The sequence below is a fragment of the Sphingomonas sp. SORGH_AS_0879 genome, assembly GCF_030819175.1.
Lineage (GTDB): Bacteria > Pseudomonadota > Alphaproteobacteria > Sphingomonadales > Sphingomonadaceae > Sphingomonas.
Genome location: NZ_JAUTBJ010000002.1, coordinates 1,406,632 through 1,424,448 on the forward strand (window position 1 = coordinate 1,406,632; position 17,817 = coordinate 1,424,448).

The window sequence follows — 17,817 nt, forward strand, 5'->3', positions numbered from 1 at the left end:
GCGGCATGAAGCTGAACCAGTTGACCGGGCAAGATATGGGCGAGGGCGGTGACGCCCTCGTTTCCGGTTTCGCGATTGACCACCGCAAGGTCGCACCGGGCACCGTCTTCGGCGCCTTCCAGGGCGCGCGGGTGAATGGCGAGGACTTCATCGCGGATGCGGTGCGCAGCGGCGCGGTCGCGGTCGTCGCGCGGCCCGGCGTGACGGTGGAGGGGGCGGTCTACATCGCCTCGGACGAGCCGCGCGCGGCCTTCGCCCGGCTGGCGGCGGCCTTTTTTGCGCCCTTCCCGGCGACGGCGGTGGCGGTGACGGGGACCAACGGCAAGACCTCGACCGTGGAGATGACGCGCCAGCTCTGGCGGATGGCGGGGCATCACGCCGCCTCGATCGGGACGCTGGGCGTGACCACCGCCGACGAGCGCACCTATACCGGGCTGACCACACCCGATGTCGTGACCTTCCTGTCCAACGTCGCAGGGCTGGCGCGCGAGGGCGTGACCCATCTGGCGTTCGAGGCGTCGAGCCACGGCCTGACCCAGTATCGCACCGAGGGGCTGGAGGTGTCGGCTGCGGCCTTTACTAATTTGTCGCGCGATCATCTGGACTATCACGGTGACATGGGCGCCTATCTGGCGGCCAAGATGCGGCTTTTCTCCGAGGTGTTGTCGCCCACCGGCACGGCGGTCGTCTGGGCCGACGATGTCGAGAGCGGGCGCGTCATCGATCTGGCGCGGGCGCGTGGCAACAGGCTGGTGACGGTCGGCGAGCGGGGATCGACGCTGAAGCTGGTCGAGCGGCATCCGACGCTGCTGGGGCAGGGGCTGGCGATCGAGGACGAGCATGGCGTCACCCACAAGGTGCAGTTGCCGCTGATCGGTGCCTATCAGGCCGCCAATGCGCTGGTTTCGGCGGGGCTGGTGATCGCCACCGGCGGCGATGTCGCGAGGACCATCGCCGACCTCGCCCGGTTGCAGCCGGTGCGCGGGCGGCTGGAGCGCGCCGCCGTCGCGCGCGGCGGCGCGCCCATCTATGTCGATTATGCCCATACCCCTGACGCGCTGGAAGCCGCGATCGCGGCGCTCAAGCCCCATGCGGGCGGACGGCTGATCGTGGTGTTCGGCGCAGGGGGCGACCGCGATGCGGGCAAGCGCGAGGTCATGGGCCAGGTGGCCTCGATGCATGCCGATCGGGTGATCGTGACCGACGACAATCCCCGTACCGAAGACCCCGCCGCGATTCGCGCGCAGGTGATGCGCGGGGCGACCGGCGCAATCGAGATCGGCGACCGCCGCCAGGCCATTGCCGCCGCCATCGCCGAGGCGGGCGAGCAGGATATCGTTCTGATCGCGGGCAAGGGGCATGAGCAGGGCCAGATCGTCGGCGACCTCGTCCTGCCCTTCGATGATGTGACCGTCGCGCGGGAGTGCGCGGCATGACGGCCAAGCCCACGACGAAGACGCCCCCGGTGCAGAAGGCCGAAGCCGAACAGCCGGAAACGCCCGTCCGGGTGCGTCCCAAGCTGTCGCTGCATTATGGCGCCAGGACGACCGAGGAGCGCAAATGACCCTGTGGACCGCGCAGGAGATCGCCGAGGCGACCGGCGGGACCGCGTCCGCCGACTTCGCCGTGTCGGGCGTCGCCTTCGATAGCCGCGAGGTCGGCTCCGGTGATCTGTTCGTCGCGATGCGGGGCGATGCGACCGACGGGCACCGCTTCCTGGACCAGGCCTTTGCGCAAGGGGCGGCGGGCGCTCTGGTCAGTGCCGATACCGACCATCCCCATGTCCGCGTCGCCGACAGTTTCCGCGCGCTGGAGGATCTGGGTTGCGCGAGCCGTGCCCGGACCGATGCGACGATCATCGGCGTCACCGGATCGGTCGGCAAGACCAGCGCCAAGGAAGCACTTTACGCCGCGCTGGATCGCGGCTGGCGGGGCGCTGTGCATCGCTCGGTCAAGAGCTACAACAACCATACCGGCGTGCCCTTGAGCCTGGCGCGGATGCCTCGTGACGTGCGGGCGGGCGTGTTCGAGATGGGGATGAACCATGCGGGCGAACTGTCCGCGCTGACCGCGATGGTGCGCCCGCATATCGCCATCGTCACCGCGATCGCGCCCGCGCATACGGAATTCTTCCCCGACGAATCCGCCATCGCCGATGCCAAGGGCGAGATATTCCAGGGGCTTCAGCCCGGCGGCACCGCCATCGTCCCCTATGACAGCCCGCATCGCGACCGCCTGATCGCGGCGGCGCGGCCCCATGCGGACCGCATCGTCACCTTCGGCTTCGATCCCGCCGCCGATGTCCGCGCGGTCGAGGCGATGCGCGGACCGACCGGGGGCAGCTTCGTGACCGCGCGGCTGGGCGACCGTGATCTGAACTTCACCCTGTCACAGGCGGGGCAGCATTGGGTTTCCAACGCGCTCGCCGTGCTGGCGGCGGTCGATGCGGCGGGCGGCGATCTGGGCCTCGCGGGGCTGGCGCTGGCCGAACTGGGTGGACTGGCGGGGCGTGGCGCGCGATTCCGGGCCGGCAACGGCGCGCTCGTCATCGACGAAAGCTACAACGCCAACCCCGCCTCGATGCGCGCCACGCTGGCGGTGCTGGCCGAGGAGCCGGGGCGGCATGTCGCGGTGCTGGGCGAGATGCGCGAACTGGGCGAGGACTCCGCCGATTATCATGCGGGGCTGGCCGAACCGATCCTGGCCGCGCGCGTCGAACGGGCGCTGTTGGTCGGCGAGTCGATGGCCCCGCTCGCGGCCGCGCTTGAGGGGCGGGTGGATTTCGTCCATGTGACCGATGCTAAGGCCGCGCGCGAGGCGCTGGCTTCGATCATGACGCCCGACGATGTGGTGCTGATCAAGGGATCGAACGGAGTGGGGCTGTCGCGCGTGGTGGCGGCTCTTCGTGACGAAACGCGAACGGGCGGGGCGCAAGACTAATGCTGTACTGGATCGCGGAGCATCTGGGCTTTCCGGGGCTTTCCAACCTCATCCGCTATCAGTCGTTCCGCACCGGCGCGACGGTGGCGACCGCGCTTCTGATCGGCCTGATCATCGGCCCGCGCTTCATCGGCTGGCTGCGTGTCCGCCAGGGCAAGGGGCAGCCGATCCGCGCCGACGGGCCGCAGACGCATCTCGCCAAGCGCGGCACGCCGACCATGGGCGGGCTGATGATCCTGACCAGCATGACGCTGTCCATCCTGATCTGGATGAACGTGTTCAACCCGTTCGTCTGGGCGTGTCTGTTCGTGACGCTGGGGTTCGGCGCGATCGGGTTCCTCGACGATTATGACAAGGTTCGGAAGGCCTCCACGGCGGGCGTGTCGGGCAAGACCCGGCTGCTGCTGGAGTTCGCCATTGCGGGTGTCGCGGCGTGGATCATCATGGGGCAGAACGGGCCGCATCTCTACCTGCCCTTCACCTCGCGCATGTATATCGACCTGGGCTATTTCTACCCGCTGTTCGCCGCCTTCACGATCGTGGCGTTCGGCAATGCGGTGAACCTGACCGATGGCCTGGACGGGCTGGCGACCATGCCGGTGATCATCGCCAGCGTGGCGTTCATGGTCATCGTCTATCTGGCGGGCAATGTGAAGTTCGCCGATTATCTCGGCATCCCGCATGTGCCGGGGGCGGGGGAACTCGCCATCTTCTGCGGCGCGGTGGTCGGTGCGGGCCTCGCCTTCCTGTGGTTCAACGCGCCCCCGGCGGCCGTGTTCATGGGGGATACGGGCAGCCTGGCGCTGGGCGGCGCGCTGGGCACCATTGCGGTCGTCGCGCATCATGAGATCGTGCTGGGCATCATCGGCGGCCTGTTCGTGGTCGAGGCGATGTCGGTCATCATCCAGGTCTTCTTCTACAAGCGGACCGGCAGGCGCGTGTTCCGCATGGCGCCGATCCACCATCATTTCGAACAGCTCGGCTGGTCGGAGCCGACGGTCGTGATCCGTTTCTGGATCATCGCCTTCGTGCTGGCGCTGGCGGGCCTGTCGACGTTGAAGCTGCGATGATCGTTTCGCGCGACTGGGCGGGGAAACGTTACGCGGTGCTGGGGCTCGCACGCTCCGGCGCCGCGAGCGTTTCGGCGCTGCTGGCGGGCGGGGCGAGCGTGGTGGCGTGGGACAGCGATCCCGCCAAGCGCGAGGCCTTTGCCGCGCACGACCGGCTGGGCGTGGCGCCGCTGGAAAATCTGTCGGGCGTCGACGCGCTGGTGGTGTCGCCGGGCGTTCCCCTCAATACCCACCCTCTCGCCGCGAAGGCGCGGGCGGCGGGGGTGCCGGTGATCGGCGACATCGAACTCTTCGCCCAGGCGCGCAAAGACCTGCCCTCGCACAAGGTCGTCGGCATCACCGGCACCAATGGCAAGTCGACCACGACCGCGCTGGTCCACCATATCCTGAAGACGGCGGGTGTGCCGAGCCTGATGGGCGGCAATATCGGCCTGCCGATCCTGGGGCAGGAGCCTCTGCCCGAGGGTGGGGTCTATGTGCTGGAACTGTCCAGCTATCAGATCGACCTGACGCGAGCGCTGGATTGCGACGTGGCGGTGCTGCTCAACATCACGCCCGATCATCTCGATCGCTATGACGGCTTTGCGGGCTATGCCGCGTCCAAGGCGCGGCTGTTCGCGATGCAGTCGGCGGGGCATGTCGCGGTCGTCGGCACGGGCGACGAAGCCTCCGCCAATATCGCGCAAGGTCTGGCCGGACGCACCGACGATCTGGTGACGATCACGCCCGACACCGTGATCGACCAGAGCCGCTGGCCCGCGCTGCAAGGCCCGCACAACGCCCAGAATGCGCTGGCGGCGATCGCCGTGACCCGCGCGCTGGGCCTCAGCGAAGCCGCGATCGAGGCGGGCCTTGCCAGCTACGCCAGCTTGCCGCACCGGATGCAGCATGTCGCGACCCGGAACGGCGTGGCCTTCGTCAACGATTCCAAGGCGACCAACCCCGAGTCCACCGCGCCCGCGCTCGCCGCCTTCCCGCGCGTTCACTGGATCGTCGGCGGCAAGCGCAAGGGCGACGACCTAGACGCCTGCGCCGCGCATCTGGATCATGTCGTCGCGGCCTATACCATCGGTGAGGCGGCACCGCTGTTCTTCGACCTGTTGAAGGACAAGGTGCCCGTGGTCGAGCAATCCGGCACGCTGGAGGCGGCGGTCGCCCACGCGGCGGCGGCGGCGCTGCCCGGCGAGACGGTGCTGCTGTCGCCGGCCTGTGCCAGCTTCGACCAGTTTCGCGATTATGAAGCGCGGGGCGATGCCTTTCGCGCGGCGGTGGAGGCTCTGGCGTGAACGATCGCACTGCAAAGCCCGGCCCGCGTCCCGGCCTGATCGGATCGATCAAGGGACGTGGCGGGCGTGGCGACCGCTCGCCGCTGGGCACCTGGTTCTGGGATATCGACCGGGTGCTGCTGTTGCTCACCCTGTTCCTGATCGCGATCGGCCTGATCGCGGTCGCCGCCGCCAGCCCGGCCACCGCCATGCGCTATTCCGGCGAGCATCGGAAGTTCGCGCCGCTCTATTATTTCTGGCGACAGGTGATGTGGGTGGGTGTGTCGCTGCCCGTGTTGTTCGTCGTCTCGATGCTGCCGGTCGTCACCGCGCGGCGGATGGCGGTGCTGGGCACGGGGATCCTGATCGCGATCCTGGCGGTCACGCCCTTTGTCGGGGTGGAGATCAACGGCGCGCGGCGCTGGATCGGCTTCGGCATCGCGCAGTTCCAGCCGTCCGAATTCTTGAAGCCGATGTTCATCGTCACCACCGCATGGATATTGTCGCTCAAGGCCAAGGAGCGCGATCTGCCCGCGACGCTCATCACCATGGGGATGACCGGGTTGGTGGCCGGTCTGCTGATGCTGCAACCCGATTTCGGGCAGACCATCGTCTTCTGTATGGTGTGGGCGGCGCTGCTGATGATTTCGGGGACGCCGATGCGCGTTCTGCTGGGGCTGGCGGCGATGGTGCCGGTGGGGCTGACCGCCGCCTATATGTTCTATGGCGTGGCGCGGAGCCGCATCAACGCCTTCCTGTTTCCCGATGTCGATGGCGAGGGCGCAGCCGACCATTTCCAGGTCAATGCCGCGCACAACACGCTGACGGCGGGTGGATGGACCGGCACCGGGCCGGGCGGGGGATCGGCCAAGTTCGGACTGCCCGAGGCGCATACCGACTATATCTTCTCGGTGATCGGCGAAGAGTTCGGGCTGATCGCCTGTTCGATCATCGCGCTGGTTTTCCTGGCGATCGTGGTGCGGGTGTTCGTGAAGCTGCTTGACGAACAGGACGAGTTCAAGCTCTACGCCGCCTCGGGGCTGGCCGTGCAGTTCGGCGCGCAGGCGCTGATCTCGATGGCGGTGAACACGGGTTTGGCCCCTTCCAAGGGGATGACCCTGCCGTTCATCAGCTATGGCGGCTCGTCGATGATCGCGCTGTCGATCGGGATGGGGTTGTTGCTGGCGTTCACCCGGCGCAATCCGTTCCTGACGCGCAGCCCCTATATAGTCAGGTGGAGCGGGCAATGAGCCGTCACTTCGTCCTCGCCGCCGGAGGAACCGGCGGCCATATGGTCCCCGCCGCCGCGCTGGCGGCCGAGCTGACCCGGCGCGGCCACCGGGTCGCGCTGGTATCGGATGCGCGCGGCGTGCGCTTTCCGGGGCTGTTCGAGGATATCCAGACCCATGTCCTGCCCGCCGGGCGTTTTGCGGGCGGGCCGATGGGCTGGGCCAAGGCGTTGCGTGAGATGTGGCGCGGCCGGGCGATGGCGCGCGAACTCTACAAGACCTTCCGCCCCGCTGCCGTCATCGGTTTCGGTGGCTATCCCGCCATGCCCGCGCTGCTGGCGGCGTTCGCGGAAGGCATCCCGACCGCGATCCACGAACAGAATGCCGTGCTGGGCCGGGTGAACCGGCTGGTCGCGGGCAAGGTCGATGCGATCGCGCTATCCTATGAGGATACCCAGCGGCTGAGCGCCAAACATGCCGACAAGACGCGGCTGATCGGCAATCCGGTGCGCGACCAGGTGCGGGCGCTGCGGGCGCGGCCCTATCCGCTGCTGGAGGAGGACGGCATCTTCCGCGTCCTCGTGACCGGCGGCAGCCAGGGGGCGAGCATCTTGTCCAAGGTGGTGCCCGACGGCCTCGCCATGTTGCCCGTCACCTTCCGGCGGCGGTTGCAGGTGACGCATCAGGCGCGGATCGAGGATATCGACGAAGTCCGCGCCAAATATGCCGAGCATGAGATTCCGGCCGAACTCGCCACCTATCTCCCCGATCTGCCCGAGCAACTGGCCTGGGCGCATCTCGTGATCGCGCGGGCGGGGGCTTCGACGTTGGCCGAACTGACGGTGGCGGGACGGCCCGCGATCCTCGTGCCGCTGCCCTCCGCGACCGATGATCACCAGACGGTGAACGCGTGCGAGATGACCCGGGCGGGCGGCGCGCGGACGATCGCGCAGAAGGATTTCACGCCCGTCGAACTCGCCAAGCAGATGCAGAAGCTGGGCCTCGACCCGGCGGCGCTGGAGAACGCGGCGGGACGCGCGCGCGGCTGCGGACGGCCCGAGGCGGCGAGCGACCTCGCCGATCTGGTCGAGAGGCTGGATGCGCCGCGCATGGTCTTGCCGGTCGGGGCGGCACGAGAGGGACAGAATTTGGCGGGAGCAGGCGCATGAAGGGCGTCGCCACGGATATCGGCACGATCCACTTCGTCGGCATCGGCGGCATCGGCATGTCGGGCATTGCCGAGGTAATGAAGAATCTCGGCTACCGCGTCCAAGGCTCCGACGTGGCCGAGGGCTATGTCGTGCAGGGCCTGCGCGACAAGGGCATTCCGGTCGCGATCGGCCATGCCGCCGACAATCTGGGCGATGCGGCGGTGGTCGTCACCTCGACCGCGATCACCCGGTCCAACCCCGAAGTCGAAGCCGCGCTGGAACGCCGCATCCCCGTGGTGCGCCGCGCCGAGATGCTGGCCGAGCTGATGCGGCTCAAGTCCACCGTCGCGGTGGCGGGCACGCATGGCAAGACCACGACCACCTCGATGGTCGCGGCGCTGCTGGATGCGGGCGGGGTGGACCCGACCGTCATCAATGGGGGCATCATCAACAGCTATGGCTCCAACGCCCGTCTGGGTGCGAGCGACTGGATGGTGGTCGAGGCGGACGAAAGCGACGGCAGCTTCCTGCGGCTGGACGGCACGATCGCGGTCGTCACCAATATCGACCCTGAGCATCTGGACCATTACGGCTCGTTCGACCGGGTGAAGGACGCCTTTGTCGAGTTCGTCGAGAATGTGCCCTTCTACGGCGCGGCTTTGCTCTGCCTCGACCATCCCGAGGTTCAGAATATCCTGCCGCGCGTTCGCGACCGGCGCGTGGTGACCTATGGCTTTTCCGCGCAGGCGGACGTGCGCGGCGTCAACGTCACGCCCATCCCCGGCGGCAATCGGTTCGAGGCGATCATCCGCAACCGCGACGGGACGGTTCGCTCGATCGAAGGGATCGAGTTGCCGATGCCGGGCCGCCATAACGTCCAGAACGCGCTGGCCGCGATCGGCGTGGCGCTGGAACTGGGCATCGACGATGCGACCATCCAGCAGGGCTTCGGCCAGTTCGGCGGGGTCAAGCGCCGCTTCACCAAGGTCGGCGAAATCGCGGTGGACGGCGGCACGGCGACCGTGATCGACGATTACGGCCACCACCCGGTCGAAATCCGCGCGGTGCTGGCCGCCGCCCGCGAAGGCGCGCGCGGTCGCGTGATCGCGGTGGTGCAGCCGCATCGCTACACCCGGCTCGGCAATTTGATGGAGGAGTTCCAGACCGCCTTCAACGACGCCGACCGCGTGCTGGTGACGCCGGTCTATGCGGCGGGCGAACAGCCGATCGAGGGTGTCGACGCCGAGGCGCTGGTCGAGGGGTTGAAGCGGCGCGGGCATCGCTCGACCGCAACGGTCGCCGACGCCGATGCGCTGGCCGAGGAACTGGCGGGGTCGATCCGCGCGGACGACATGGTCGTGTGCCTAGGCGCGGGCGACATCACCAAATGGGCGGCGGGCCTGGCAAGCGCCATCGAGGCGCGCCGATGACCTTGCCCGACACCGCCGGCCGACTGACTCCGGGCGCGCCGCTGGCGCCGCTCGTGTGGTTCAAGGCGGGCGGACCGGCCGAATATCTGCTCGAGCCCAGGGACGTGGAGGACCTGTCGGCGTTCCTGAAGAGGCTGGGAGCCGACGTGCCCGTCATGGCGCTAGGCCTGGGTTCCAACCTGATCGTGCGGGACGGCGGCGTGCCGGGTGTCGTCGTGCGGCTGGGCAAGCCCTTTTCCTATGCGCGGGCGGGGGAAGGGCACCTCGTCACCTGCGGCGGCGGGACTTCGGGCATTCTGGCGTCATCCAATGCGCGCGATGCGGGGATCGGTGGGCTGGAGTTTCTGCGTTCGATCCCCGGTACGGTCGGCGGGTTCGTGCGGATGAATGGCGGGGCCTATGGGCGTGAGGTGGCCGATGTGCTGGTGTCCGCCACCGTCGTCCGCCGCGACGGCACGGTCGAGACGCTGGGCGTCGCCGACCTCGAATACACCTACCGCCACTCCAACCTGACCGACGGGACGGTGGTGGTCGAGGCGGTCTTCCGGGGCCATGCCGCCGAACCGCAAGTGATTCAGGCCGAGATGGATCGCATCGCCGCCGCGCGCGAGGCGTCGCAGCCGTTGCGATCGAAGACCGGCGGTTCGACCTTCAAGAACCCGCAGGGCCACAAGGCCTGGGCCTTGGTCGATGCGGCGGGCTGTCGCGGGCTGACGCTGGGCGATGCGCAGGTGTCGGAGAAACATTGTAATTTCCTTCTAAACCTGGGCAACGCCACGGCGGCGGAGATCGAGGCGTTGGGCGAGGAAGTGCGGGACAAGGTGAAGGCCCAGTCGGGCGTGACGCTCGAATGGGAAATCCAGCGCGTCGGAGTGGCGAAGTGAGCGCCGCTTCTCCATTCCTCCCCATCTTCGATGGGGAGGGGGACCGCCGCGAAGCGGTGGTGGAGGGGCGAGGGGCTTGCCCCTCCACCAGCCTGCGGCTGGTCCCCCTCCCCAAGCAGAGCTTGGGGAGGATTGAGAAGGTCCCCACGCAAACAACAAGGATCGGGTGATGCATATCGCGGTACTGATGGGCGGCTGGTCGGCGGAGCGGCCGGTGTCGCTGATGTCGGGCGCGGGCGTCGCCGATGCGCTGGAACGGAACGGCCACCGCGTCACCCGGATCGACATGGACCGCGACGTCGCGGCCAAGCTGGTCGCGGCCAAGCCCGATATCGTCTTCAACGCGCTGCACGGCTCCCCCGGAGAGGACGGCACCGTGCAGGGGATGCTCGACCTGATGGGGATTGCGTACACCCATTCGGGGCTCGCCACCTCGGTCATCGCGATCGACAAGGTGCTGACCAAGCAGGCTTTGGTCCCGCACGGCATCCCCATGCCCGGCGGTCGCATCGTGAAGTCGGAGGATTTGTTCGCCGCCGACCCCTTGCCGCGCCCCTATGTGCTCAAGCCCGTCAACGAGGGCTCTTCGGTCGGCGTGGCCATCGTCACCGACACGAGCAACCACGGCAACCCGATCGCCCGCGATGCGGCGGGCCCCTGGGGGGAGTTCGAGGAACTGCTGGCAGAGCCCTATATCCGGGGCCGTGAACTGACGACCGCCGTGCTTGGAAACCGTGCGCTGGGCGTGACCGAGTTGAAGCCCAAGAATGGCTGGTATGATTTCGACGCGAAGTACACGGATGGCCTGACTGAGCATGTCTGTCCCGCGCAGATCCCCGACGACATCGCCGAGGCGTGCAAGTCGCTGGCGCTGGAGGCGCACCGTATTCTCGGTTGCCGTGGCGCGTCGCGCTCCGACTTTCGCTGGGACGACGAGCGCGGCGTGGACGGGCTGTTCCTGTTGGAGGTCAACACCCAGCCGGGCATGACCCCGCTCAGCCTGGTGCCCGAACAGGGGCGTCATGTCGGCATGGATTACGACAGGTTGGTCCAGGCCATCGTCGATGAGGCGGTCGAATGGTATAAGGCCAACCCGATCGAACGGGAACGCGCCGGATGAGCCGCACGATCAAGCGCGGGCCGTCCCCCCGCCGCCCGGTGCCGCGCCGCCGCCAGCCGGTGAAGCGCGCGACGCTGTCCGAACGGGTGCTGGCCAAGCTGCCGGTCAGCGAGGAGGCGGTCAAGAAGGCGGTCACCTGGGCGATATTGGGCGGCGCGGGCGCGGCGGTGCTGGCGGTCGCGACCTATGTCGGCGTGCCCGGCATGATCGGCACGGCGATCGCCGAGCAGGCGGGCCATGCCGGTTTTCGCGTCCAGCAGATCGAGGTGACCGGCCTGAAGCGCATGGACCGGATGACCGTCTATGCCGTCGCGCTCGACCAGCAGAGCCGGGCGATGCCGCTGGTCAATCTGGAGGATGTCCGCGCCAAGCTGCTGCGGTACGGCTGGATCAAGGACGCGCATGTCTCGCGTCGCCTGCCCGACACGCTGTTGGTCGATATCGAGGAGCGGACCCCGGCGGCGGTGTGGCAGGATAATGGCCACCTCACCCTGATCGACGCGGGCGGCGTGTTGCTGGAGCCGGTGCAGCCCGAGGCGATGCCCGACCTGCCGCTGATCATCGGGCCGGGCGCGAATTTGCAGGAGCCCGCCTATCAGGCGTTGTTGTCCGCCGCGCCCGCGTTGAAACCGCGCGTGAAGGCGGCGACCTGGATCGGCAATCGCCGCTGGGACCTGACCTTCGACAGCGGCGAGACGCTGGCCTTGCCGGAGGATGGGGCAGGGGCGGCGTTGATGAAGTTCGCGGCGATGGACGGATCACGGCCGTTGCTGGGGCGCGGCTGGCTCCGCTTCGACATGCGCGATCCCGCGAAGCTGGTTGCGGCGCAAGCCCGGATTGAATCAGAATCACGCTCTGGCCGAACCGGCACAGGCGGGCGCAGCCGCGACGGGCGAGCCTGTCACGGACGGTGGCGCGGAGGGGCCGCGCAACGACGGGGAATCACAGGGGTAGCAAGAGCATGGCAAAGATTGCACCCGAAGGGCTGATCACCGCCCTGGACATCGGATCGTCCAAGGTGTCCGCCCTGATCGCGCGCAAGGGCGATGGCGGCGAACTGATCGTGCTGGGCACGGGCCAGCGCGAGAGCCGGGGCGTCAAGCGCGGCTATATCGCCGACATGGGCGCGACGGAGGCGGCGGTGCGCGAGGCGGTCGAACAGGCCGAGCGGATTGCGGGCCTGAACATCGAGAATGTCTGGGTCGGCTTTTCCGCCGGTGGCCTGGTGTCCGACGTGGCCGAGGTCGAGTTCGAGCTGGGCGGCCATCAGGTCGAGCAGGGCGATATCGACGCGCTGCTGGCGGCGGGGCGCAACTCGATCGATCCGCAGGGGCGGATGGTGCTGCACGCGCAGCCTGCGCTCTACACGCTCGACGGGCTGACAGGGGTCAAGAAGCCGCTGGGCCTCCATGCCGATCGGCTGGGCGTCCATATCCATGTCGTCGCCGCCGACGGATCGCCGGTCCGCAACCTCGATCTGTGCGTCCGCTCGGCGCATCTGGAGGTGAAGTCGATCATCGCGGCACCCGTCGCCACGGGCCTGGCCTGCCTGTCCGACGAAGAGCGCGAACTGGGCGTCGCGCTGGTCGAGATGGGGGCGGGGATCACCAATGTCTCGTTGTTCGCGGGCGGGATGCTGGTCGGGCTCTGCTCACTGCCGATGGGCGCGGCGGACATCACCGACGACGTGGCGTCGGCTTTCGGCACGCGGCGACAGATGGCCGAACGGATGAAGTGCTTCCACGGCTCGGCCAACGCCTCCCCGCGCGACAATCACGACATGCTACAGGTTACGCCGATCTCCGCGGAAGATGGCGGCGACACGATGCAGATCACCAAGGCGCAACTGATCGGCGTGATCCGCCAGCGGCTGGAGCATCAGATGGGTGAGATCCGCAAGGCGCTCCAGCATCTGAAGTTCGAGGGGCCGGTGGGGCGCCAGGTGGTGCTGACCGGCGGCGGCGCGGAGTTGAAGGGGATCGCCGACTATGCACAGCAGGCGCTGGGCCGCTCGGTTCGGATCGGGCGACCGCGCGGGCTGTCCGGCCTGCCCGATGCGCATGGCGGCCCGGCTTTCGCGACGCTGGCGGGGCTGGCATTCTATGCCGCGACCGATCCGATCGACCTGCGCAGCATCGCGCCGACCAACCAGACGGTCCACCGGCCCAGCGGCATGGGGCTGTTTCGGCGGCTGATTCAGGCGGCGAAGGCGAATTATTAAGCGAAAGCGTCGTATGTTCGACGGTTTTGGGTTGGCACCAGGGCTTTGACTGGTGCACTAACAGTCATTCAGGGGCCCGGTCTTAGCGTATCGACCGGGAACGGCGGAGTAGAATTGGGATGAGCATCGAATTCATCGCACCCGAGGTCGACGAACTGACGCCGCGTATCGCGGTGATCGGCGTCGGCGGTGCCGGCGGCAACGCGATCGCGAACATGATGCGCGCCGAGGTGCAGGGCGTGGATTTCCTCGTCGCCAATACCGACGCGCAGGCGCTGAAACAGTCGATCGCGCCGCAGCGTATCCAGTTGGGTGCCAAGATCACGCAAGGGCTGGGCGCGGGTAGCCGTCCGGAAATCGGGCGCGCGGCAGCCGAGGAGACGATCGAGGATCTGTCGCGCCTGCTCGAGGGCAGCCATATGTGCTTCATCGCGGCGGGCATGGGCGGCGGCACCGGCACCGGTGCGGCCCCGGTCATCGCCAAGGCGGCGCGCGACATGGGCATCCTGACCGTCGGCGTGGTGACCAAGCCCTTCGCCTTCGAGGGCAATCGTCGCGCCAAGTCGGCGGACGGCGGCATCGAGGAGTTGCAGAAGTACGTCGATACCCTCATCGTCATCCCCAACCAGAATCTGTTCCTGATCGCCAACGCCAACACCACTTTCAAGGAAGCGTTCGCGATGGCGGACGAGGTGTTGCAGCAGGGCGTGCGCGGTATCACCGACCTGATGGTCATGCCGGGCCTGATCAACCTCGACTTCGCCGACGTCCGCTCGGTGATGCAGGAGATGGGCAAGGCGATGATGGGCACCGGTGAGGCCACCGGCGACAATCGCGCGATCGAGGCGGCGCAGAAGGCGATCGCCAACCCGCTGCTCGACGGCGTGTCGATGCAGGGGGCAAAGGGCGTCATCATCTCGATCACCGGCGGCGACGACATGCGCCTGCTGGAGGTCGACGAGGCGGCGAATCACATTCGCGAACTGGTCGATCCCGACGCCAACATCATCTGGGGTTCGGCGTTCAATCCCGAGCTGGAAGGCCGCATCCGCGTGTCGGTGGTCGCCACCGGCATCGACGCCGATGTGAAGCCCGGCGCCGCTGCCCCGACCGAGACGCAGCGCAGCAGCTTCAGCATGGGCGGCATGGCGCGCAAGGCGGACGAGACGCCCAGCTATCGTCCCAGCGAACCGGCGGCGGTGACGCCCCCGGCTCCGACGCCCGCCGCGCCGGTTGAGCAGGGTGCCGCTCCGGCGCCGTCCGCACCGCTGGTCGCGCCCATCGCTTCGTCGCTGGCCGCCGCCGCGCCCAAGCCCGCGCCCGCTCCGGCCCCGAGCGAGGATGACGAACTGGTGCTGGGCGCCGACACGATCGTTCCCGCCGCCCCGGCACAGGCGCCTGCGGCCCCGGTCCAGGCTCCGGCCGAACCCGCGCCGGGCAGCGAAGAGGCTCGCCGTCGCTGGCTGGCTCCGGGCAGCGAAGCGGGCGAGGCTCCGGCGCAGCCCGCCCCGCGCGTGAAACTGGGCGGCACGCTGTTCGAGCGTATGTCGAACGCCGCACGCGGCGCGCAGCGGGATGACAATGCCCAGGGCGGCTCGGACTCGTCGCTCGACATTCCGCGCTTTCTGCATCGGCAGAACAACCAGTAAGATCTTGCCCGGCACCCGCGAGGGGGCAGGGACGACGGACAGGGGCCCGCGCGACCAGATCGCGCGGGCCCTTCGTTTGTCTTGGGACGGACGCGGTCCAATAAGCTGTCGTCGCAAATGTCGTGATCCGTCGCGCACGACACCATCCCATTGCTCCCCTGGAAGGGGAGGTGGCAGGCCGAAGGCCTGACGGAGGGGTGTCCCGGTCGTTGGAACAGGCATTCCTAAGATTGGGGGTTCTTCGCAGAATCCCGAAGCAGATCGACATTCATTCTCACGCGAAGACGCGAAGAATATGTTCGCGCGGAGGCGCGGAGGACGCAGAGATGTCGTGCTCGCGGTTACGTCGGTCCATTCTTACCGCCTTAGTATTGACGAGGCGCGCTGCCGCGCGAGCATGATTTCTCCGCGTCCTCCGCGCCTCTGCGCGCAAAAAAAGGGCTTGGCGTCTTCGCTTGGGTTTCCAGAGCGATGAATGTCGATTCAACCTGACCCGGTCGCGGCAGTTTTGCGCGGGAAGGGCACGAACGTCGATCGACCAACGACCAAGGGGCGCTCGGCACCGCAGCCTACTCGAAACGGACCATGATCCCGACGATCGCCAGTCCGTGCCCCAAACCGTCTGCCACCCGATCGGCCTGTTGGTCGACTGCCCGGAGCGCTCGGGCGCGCGGGGTATGCGATGGGCATTGCCGCGCGCGGGAAAACGCGCTTTATGGGTGATGGTCCCATGACGTTCGCAATCTTTCCCCGCGCCTCGCTCGCGCTCGCGCTGGCCATTGCCGCCGCGCCCGCGCCCCTCCTCGCGCAGGAGGTGGTTCAGCCACTCCCCGGCACCACCGATGCCGACAAGCTGGGGGACGTGATGCGCCGTGTCGCGCAGAACCCCCGCAATGTCGATGCGCTGGTCGAGGCCGCCGAGCTGTCTATCCATCTCGACGACCTGTCCGGCGCGGCGTCCCTGCTGGCGCGCGCCGAGAAGGTCGATGCCCGCGATCCGCGCGTGAAGGCGGGCATGGCCTCGATCCTGGTGCGGTCGGAACGGCCGGGCGAGGCGCTGCGCTATTTCGCCCAGGCGGAGGCGGCGGGGCTTGCGCCAGCGAAGTTCGCCGCCGACCGCGGCCTTGCCTATGACCTGATCGGCGATCAGGGGCGGGCGCAGCGCGATTATCGGCTGGCGCTGGCCAATGGCGCGAATGACGAGGTCATTCGTCGCTACGCCCTGTCGCTGGGTATTTCGGGGCAGCGCGAACAGGCGTTGGAACAGCTCGATCCGCTGCTGCGCAAGACCGACCGCGCGGCATGGCGGGCACGTGCCTTCATCCTGGCGATGGGCGGCGACCTGCCCGAAGCGACGCGGATCGCCAGCACCATGATGCCCCCGCAACTCGCGCAGGGGCTGCAACCCTTTTTCCAGCGCCTGCCGAGCCTGCCCGCCGTCGATCGCGCCTTCGCCGTGCATTTCGGGGAGACCCGCGCCACGCCGGAGCGGCTGGCGGATGCGAAGCTGGCCCCCAATCTGCCCGCGCTGACCCCCGAACCCGTCGCGCTGGCATCGGCCCGGGCGGCGGCGCCGGTTACGGTCGCCGCGCCGGTGACGACGCGCGAAGAGCGGCGGCGGGGCGGGCGATCGTCGCGCGGCAATCGTGGCGTCGCGATGGCGGCGGCAACCCCGCAGCCCACGACCCCCGTCACGGCCAGTCAGACGCCGACTCCGCCCGTGACGGCGACCCCGACGCAGGTGGCGGCGCTGCCGGCTCCGGCGGCGGCCAATCCCACTCCCGTGCCGACTTCGGAACCCCGCATGGTCGCGGCGACGCCGCCGAGGCAAATGGTCCAGCCCTTGCCCGGCTTCGTCAGCACCTTGCCGACCGCGCCATCGCCCAGCGGGATCGCAGGAAATCGCCCGCCCGTCACCGTGGCGTCGAATACGCCGCCGCGTGGCGTGATCCAGCCGCTGCCCGCTGCGCAGCCGATCGTGGCGCCCTCGACCAGCGGCTCGACTGCTATGGTCCAGCCCTTGCCCGCGACGGTCGAAACCCCCGCCCCCGTGCGCATGGCGGAAGCCGCGTCGCCCGCGCCCGAGCCCGCGCCCGTCCGCGAGCCGACCCCGGCGCCGGTGGCCGTCGCGGCGGCGGAACCGGAAAAGACCGTCACGCCCGCCCCGCGTCCGACGCGCGCCACGACCCGCCGCCCGTCTCTCGCCGCGGCGCATGCGGTGCGCGAGGATTCGGTCCTGGCGCGGATCGTCGCCAATCTGTCCATCCCGGCGTCCGAACTCGGTGTGGAGGGGCCCGAGCGTCCCGCCGCCGTCGCCGCCAACGCGCCGCTGAACAGCGGCTCGCAGCGCGTTCTGGCGGAGGCGCGGGCCAAGGCCGAACGGGACGAGGCGGCGCGCGAAAAGGCCGCCGAAACCATCGATCCGGCCCCCCGCACGCCCACCGCCGCCGAGCGCAAGGCCGCCGCCGCCAAGGCCGCGGCCGATAAAAAGGCGCTGGCCGCCAAAAAGGCCGAAGCCGCCAAGAAGGCGCTCGCCGACAAGGCCGAGGCGGAGGAGAAGAAGCGCGCGCGTGCCAATCCCGAGCGGATCTGGGTGCAGGTCGCGGGCGGCGCGAACGAGGATGACCTGGCCAAGGCCTGGGCCGCGACCAAGGCCAAGGCGCCGACTGTCTTTGCCGGGCGTCAGGGGTACAAGACCCCGCTTCGCGCCACCCACCGCGTGCTGACGGGACCGTTCAAGACGGATGAGGAAGCCCGCGCCTTCGTCAACCAACTGGCGAAAAAGGGTGTGTCGGCCTTCCCGGTGACCAGCGAGGCGGGGCAGGCGGTCACTCGGCTCGACGCGAAATAAGCATCGT

General features: G+C 68.6%; 14 protein-coding genes. All 14 read left to right on the forward strand.

The genetic code is table 11. The features are described from left to right. Nucleotides 1–5: 5 nt before the first annotated feature. The 14 genes from QE379_RS07455 to QE379_RS07520 all read left to right on the forward strand — a co-directional run bounded on the left by QE379_RS07455 (nucleotide 6) and on the right by QE379_RS07520 (nucleotide 17,810). Nucleotides 6–1,436 (forward strand): UDP-N-acetylmuramoyl-L-alanyl-D-glutamate--2,6-diaminopimelate ligase, encoded by a 1,431-nt coding sequence (locus QE379_RS07455; RefSeq protein ID WP_307003128.1) that lies wholly within the window; start codon nucleotides 6–8, stop codon nucleotides 1,434–1,436. After that, nucleotides 1,433–1,564: a hypothetical protein gene (locus tag QE379_RS07460; RefSeq protein ID WP_306999329.1), complete on the forward strand. Its 132-nt coding sequence runs from the start codon at nucleotides 1,433–1,435 to the stop codon at nucleotides 1,562–1,564. The genes QE379_RS07455 and QE379_RS07460 overlap by 4 nt, the downstream gene beginning before the upstream one ends. Beyond that, a complete protein-coding gene (gene murF / locus QE379_RS07465) occupies nucleotides 1,561–2,940 on the forward strand; it encodes a UDP-N-acetylmuramoyl-tripeptide--D-alanyl-D-alanine ligase (protein WP_306999331.1) in 1,380 nt (459 codons plus the stop codon). The genes QE379_RS07460 and murF overlap by 4 nt, the downstream gene beginning before the upstream one ends. After that, a complete protein-coding gene (gene mraY / locus QE379_RS07470) occupies nucleotides 2,940–4,010 on the forward strand; it encodes a phospho-N-acetylmuramoyl-pentapeptide-transferase (RefSeq protein WP_306999333.1) in 1,071 nt (356 codons plus the stop codon). Before murF ends, mraY begins: the two co-directional genes overlap by 1 nt. Then, entirely contained in the window at nucleotides 4,007–5,296 is a 1,290-nt protein-coding gene (murD, locus tag QE379_RS07475) for a UDP-N-acetylmuramoyl-L-alanine--D-glutamate ligase (protein WP_306999335.1), read from the forward strand. The genes mraY and murD overlap by 4 nt, the downstream gene beginning before the upstream one ends. Further along, nucleotides 5,293–6,525, forward strand: coding sequence for an FtsW/RodA/SpoVE family cell cycle protein (locus QE379_RS07480; RefSeq protein WP_373461741.1), 1,233 nt, complete (start codon nucleotides 5,293–5,295; stop codon nucleotides 6,523–6,525). Before murD ends, QE379_RS07480 begins: the two co-directional genes overlap by 4 nt. Continuing rightward, on the forward strand, nucleotides 6,522–7,673 hold the full coding sequence (gene murG / locus QE379_RS07485) for an undecaprenyldiphospho-muramoylpentapeptide beta-N-acetylglucosaminyltransferase (RefSeq protein WP_306999337.1): 1,152 nt from the start codon (nucleotides 6,522–6,524) through the stop codon (nucleotides 7,671–7,673). The genes QE379_RS07480 and murG overlap by 4 nt, the downstream gene beginning before the upstream one ends. Further along, nucleotides 7,670–9,085: a UDP-N-acetylmuramate--L-alanine ligase gene (gene murC, locus QE379_RS07490; RefSeq protein WP_306999339.1), complete on the forward strand. Its 1,416-nt coding sequence runs from the start codon at nucleotides 7,670–7,672 to the stop codon at nucleotides 9,083–9,085. The genes murG and murC overlap by 4 nt, the downstream gene beginning before the upstream one ends. Further along, nucleotides 9,082–9,969 (forward strand): UDP-N-acetylmuramate dehydrogenase, encoded by an 888-nt coding sequence (gene murB / locus QE379_RS07495; protein WP_306999341.1) that lies wholly within the window; start codon nucleotides 9,082–9,084, stop codon nucleotides 9,967–9,969. Before murC ends, murB begins: the two co-directional genes overlap by 4 nt. Before the next feature lie 169 nt (nucleotides 9,970–10,138). After that, entirely contained in the window at nucleotides 10,139–11,089 is a 951-nt protein-coding gene (locus QE379_RS07500; protein ID WP_306999343.1) for a D-alanine--D-alanine ligase, read from the forward strand. Continuing rightward, the gene (locus tag QE379_RS07505) at nucleotides 11,086–12,078 is read left to right on the forward strand and encodes a cell division protein FtsQ/DivIB (RefSeq protein ID WP_306999345.1); all 993 of its coding nucleotides are present in this window, start codon (nucleotides 11,086–11,088) and stop codon (nucleotides 12,076–12,078) included. Before QE379_RS07500 ends, QE379_RS07505 begins: the two co-directional genes overlap by 4 nt. Then, the gene (gene ftsA, locus QE379_RS07510; RefSeq protein WP_306999347.1) at nucleotides 12,051–13,310 is read left to right on the forward strand and encodes a cell division protein FtsA; all 1,260 of its coding nucleotides are present in this window, start codon (nucleotides 12,051–12,053) and stop codon (nucleotides 13,308–13,310) included. The genes QE379_RS07505 and ftsA overlap by 28 nt, the downstream gene beginning before the upstream one ends. 119 nt (nucleotides 13,311–13,429) lie before the next feature. After that, nucleotides 13,430–14,959, forward strand: coding sequence for a cell division protein FtsZ (gene ftsZ, locus QE379_RS07515; protein WP_306999349.1), 1,530 nt, complete (start codon nucleotides 13,430–13,432; stop codon nucleotides 14,957–14,959). A gap of 730 nt (nucleotides 14,960–15,689) precedes the next feature. Then, nucleotides 15,690–17,810, forward strand: a complete 2,121-nt coding sequence (locus QE379_RS07520; RefSeq protein ID WP_306999351.1) for an SPOR domain-containing protein — start codon at nucleotides 15,690–15,692, stop codon at nucleotides 17,808–17,810. The last annotated feature ends 7 nt before the right edge of the window (nucleotides 17,811–17,817 follow it).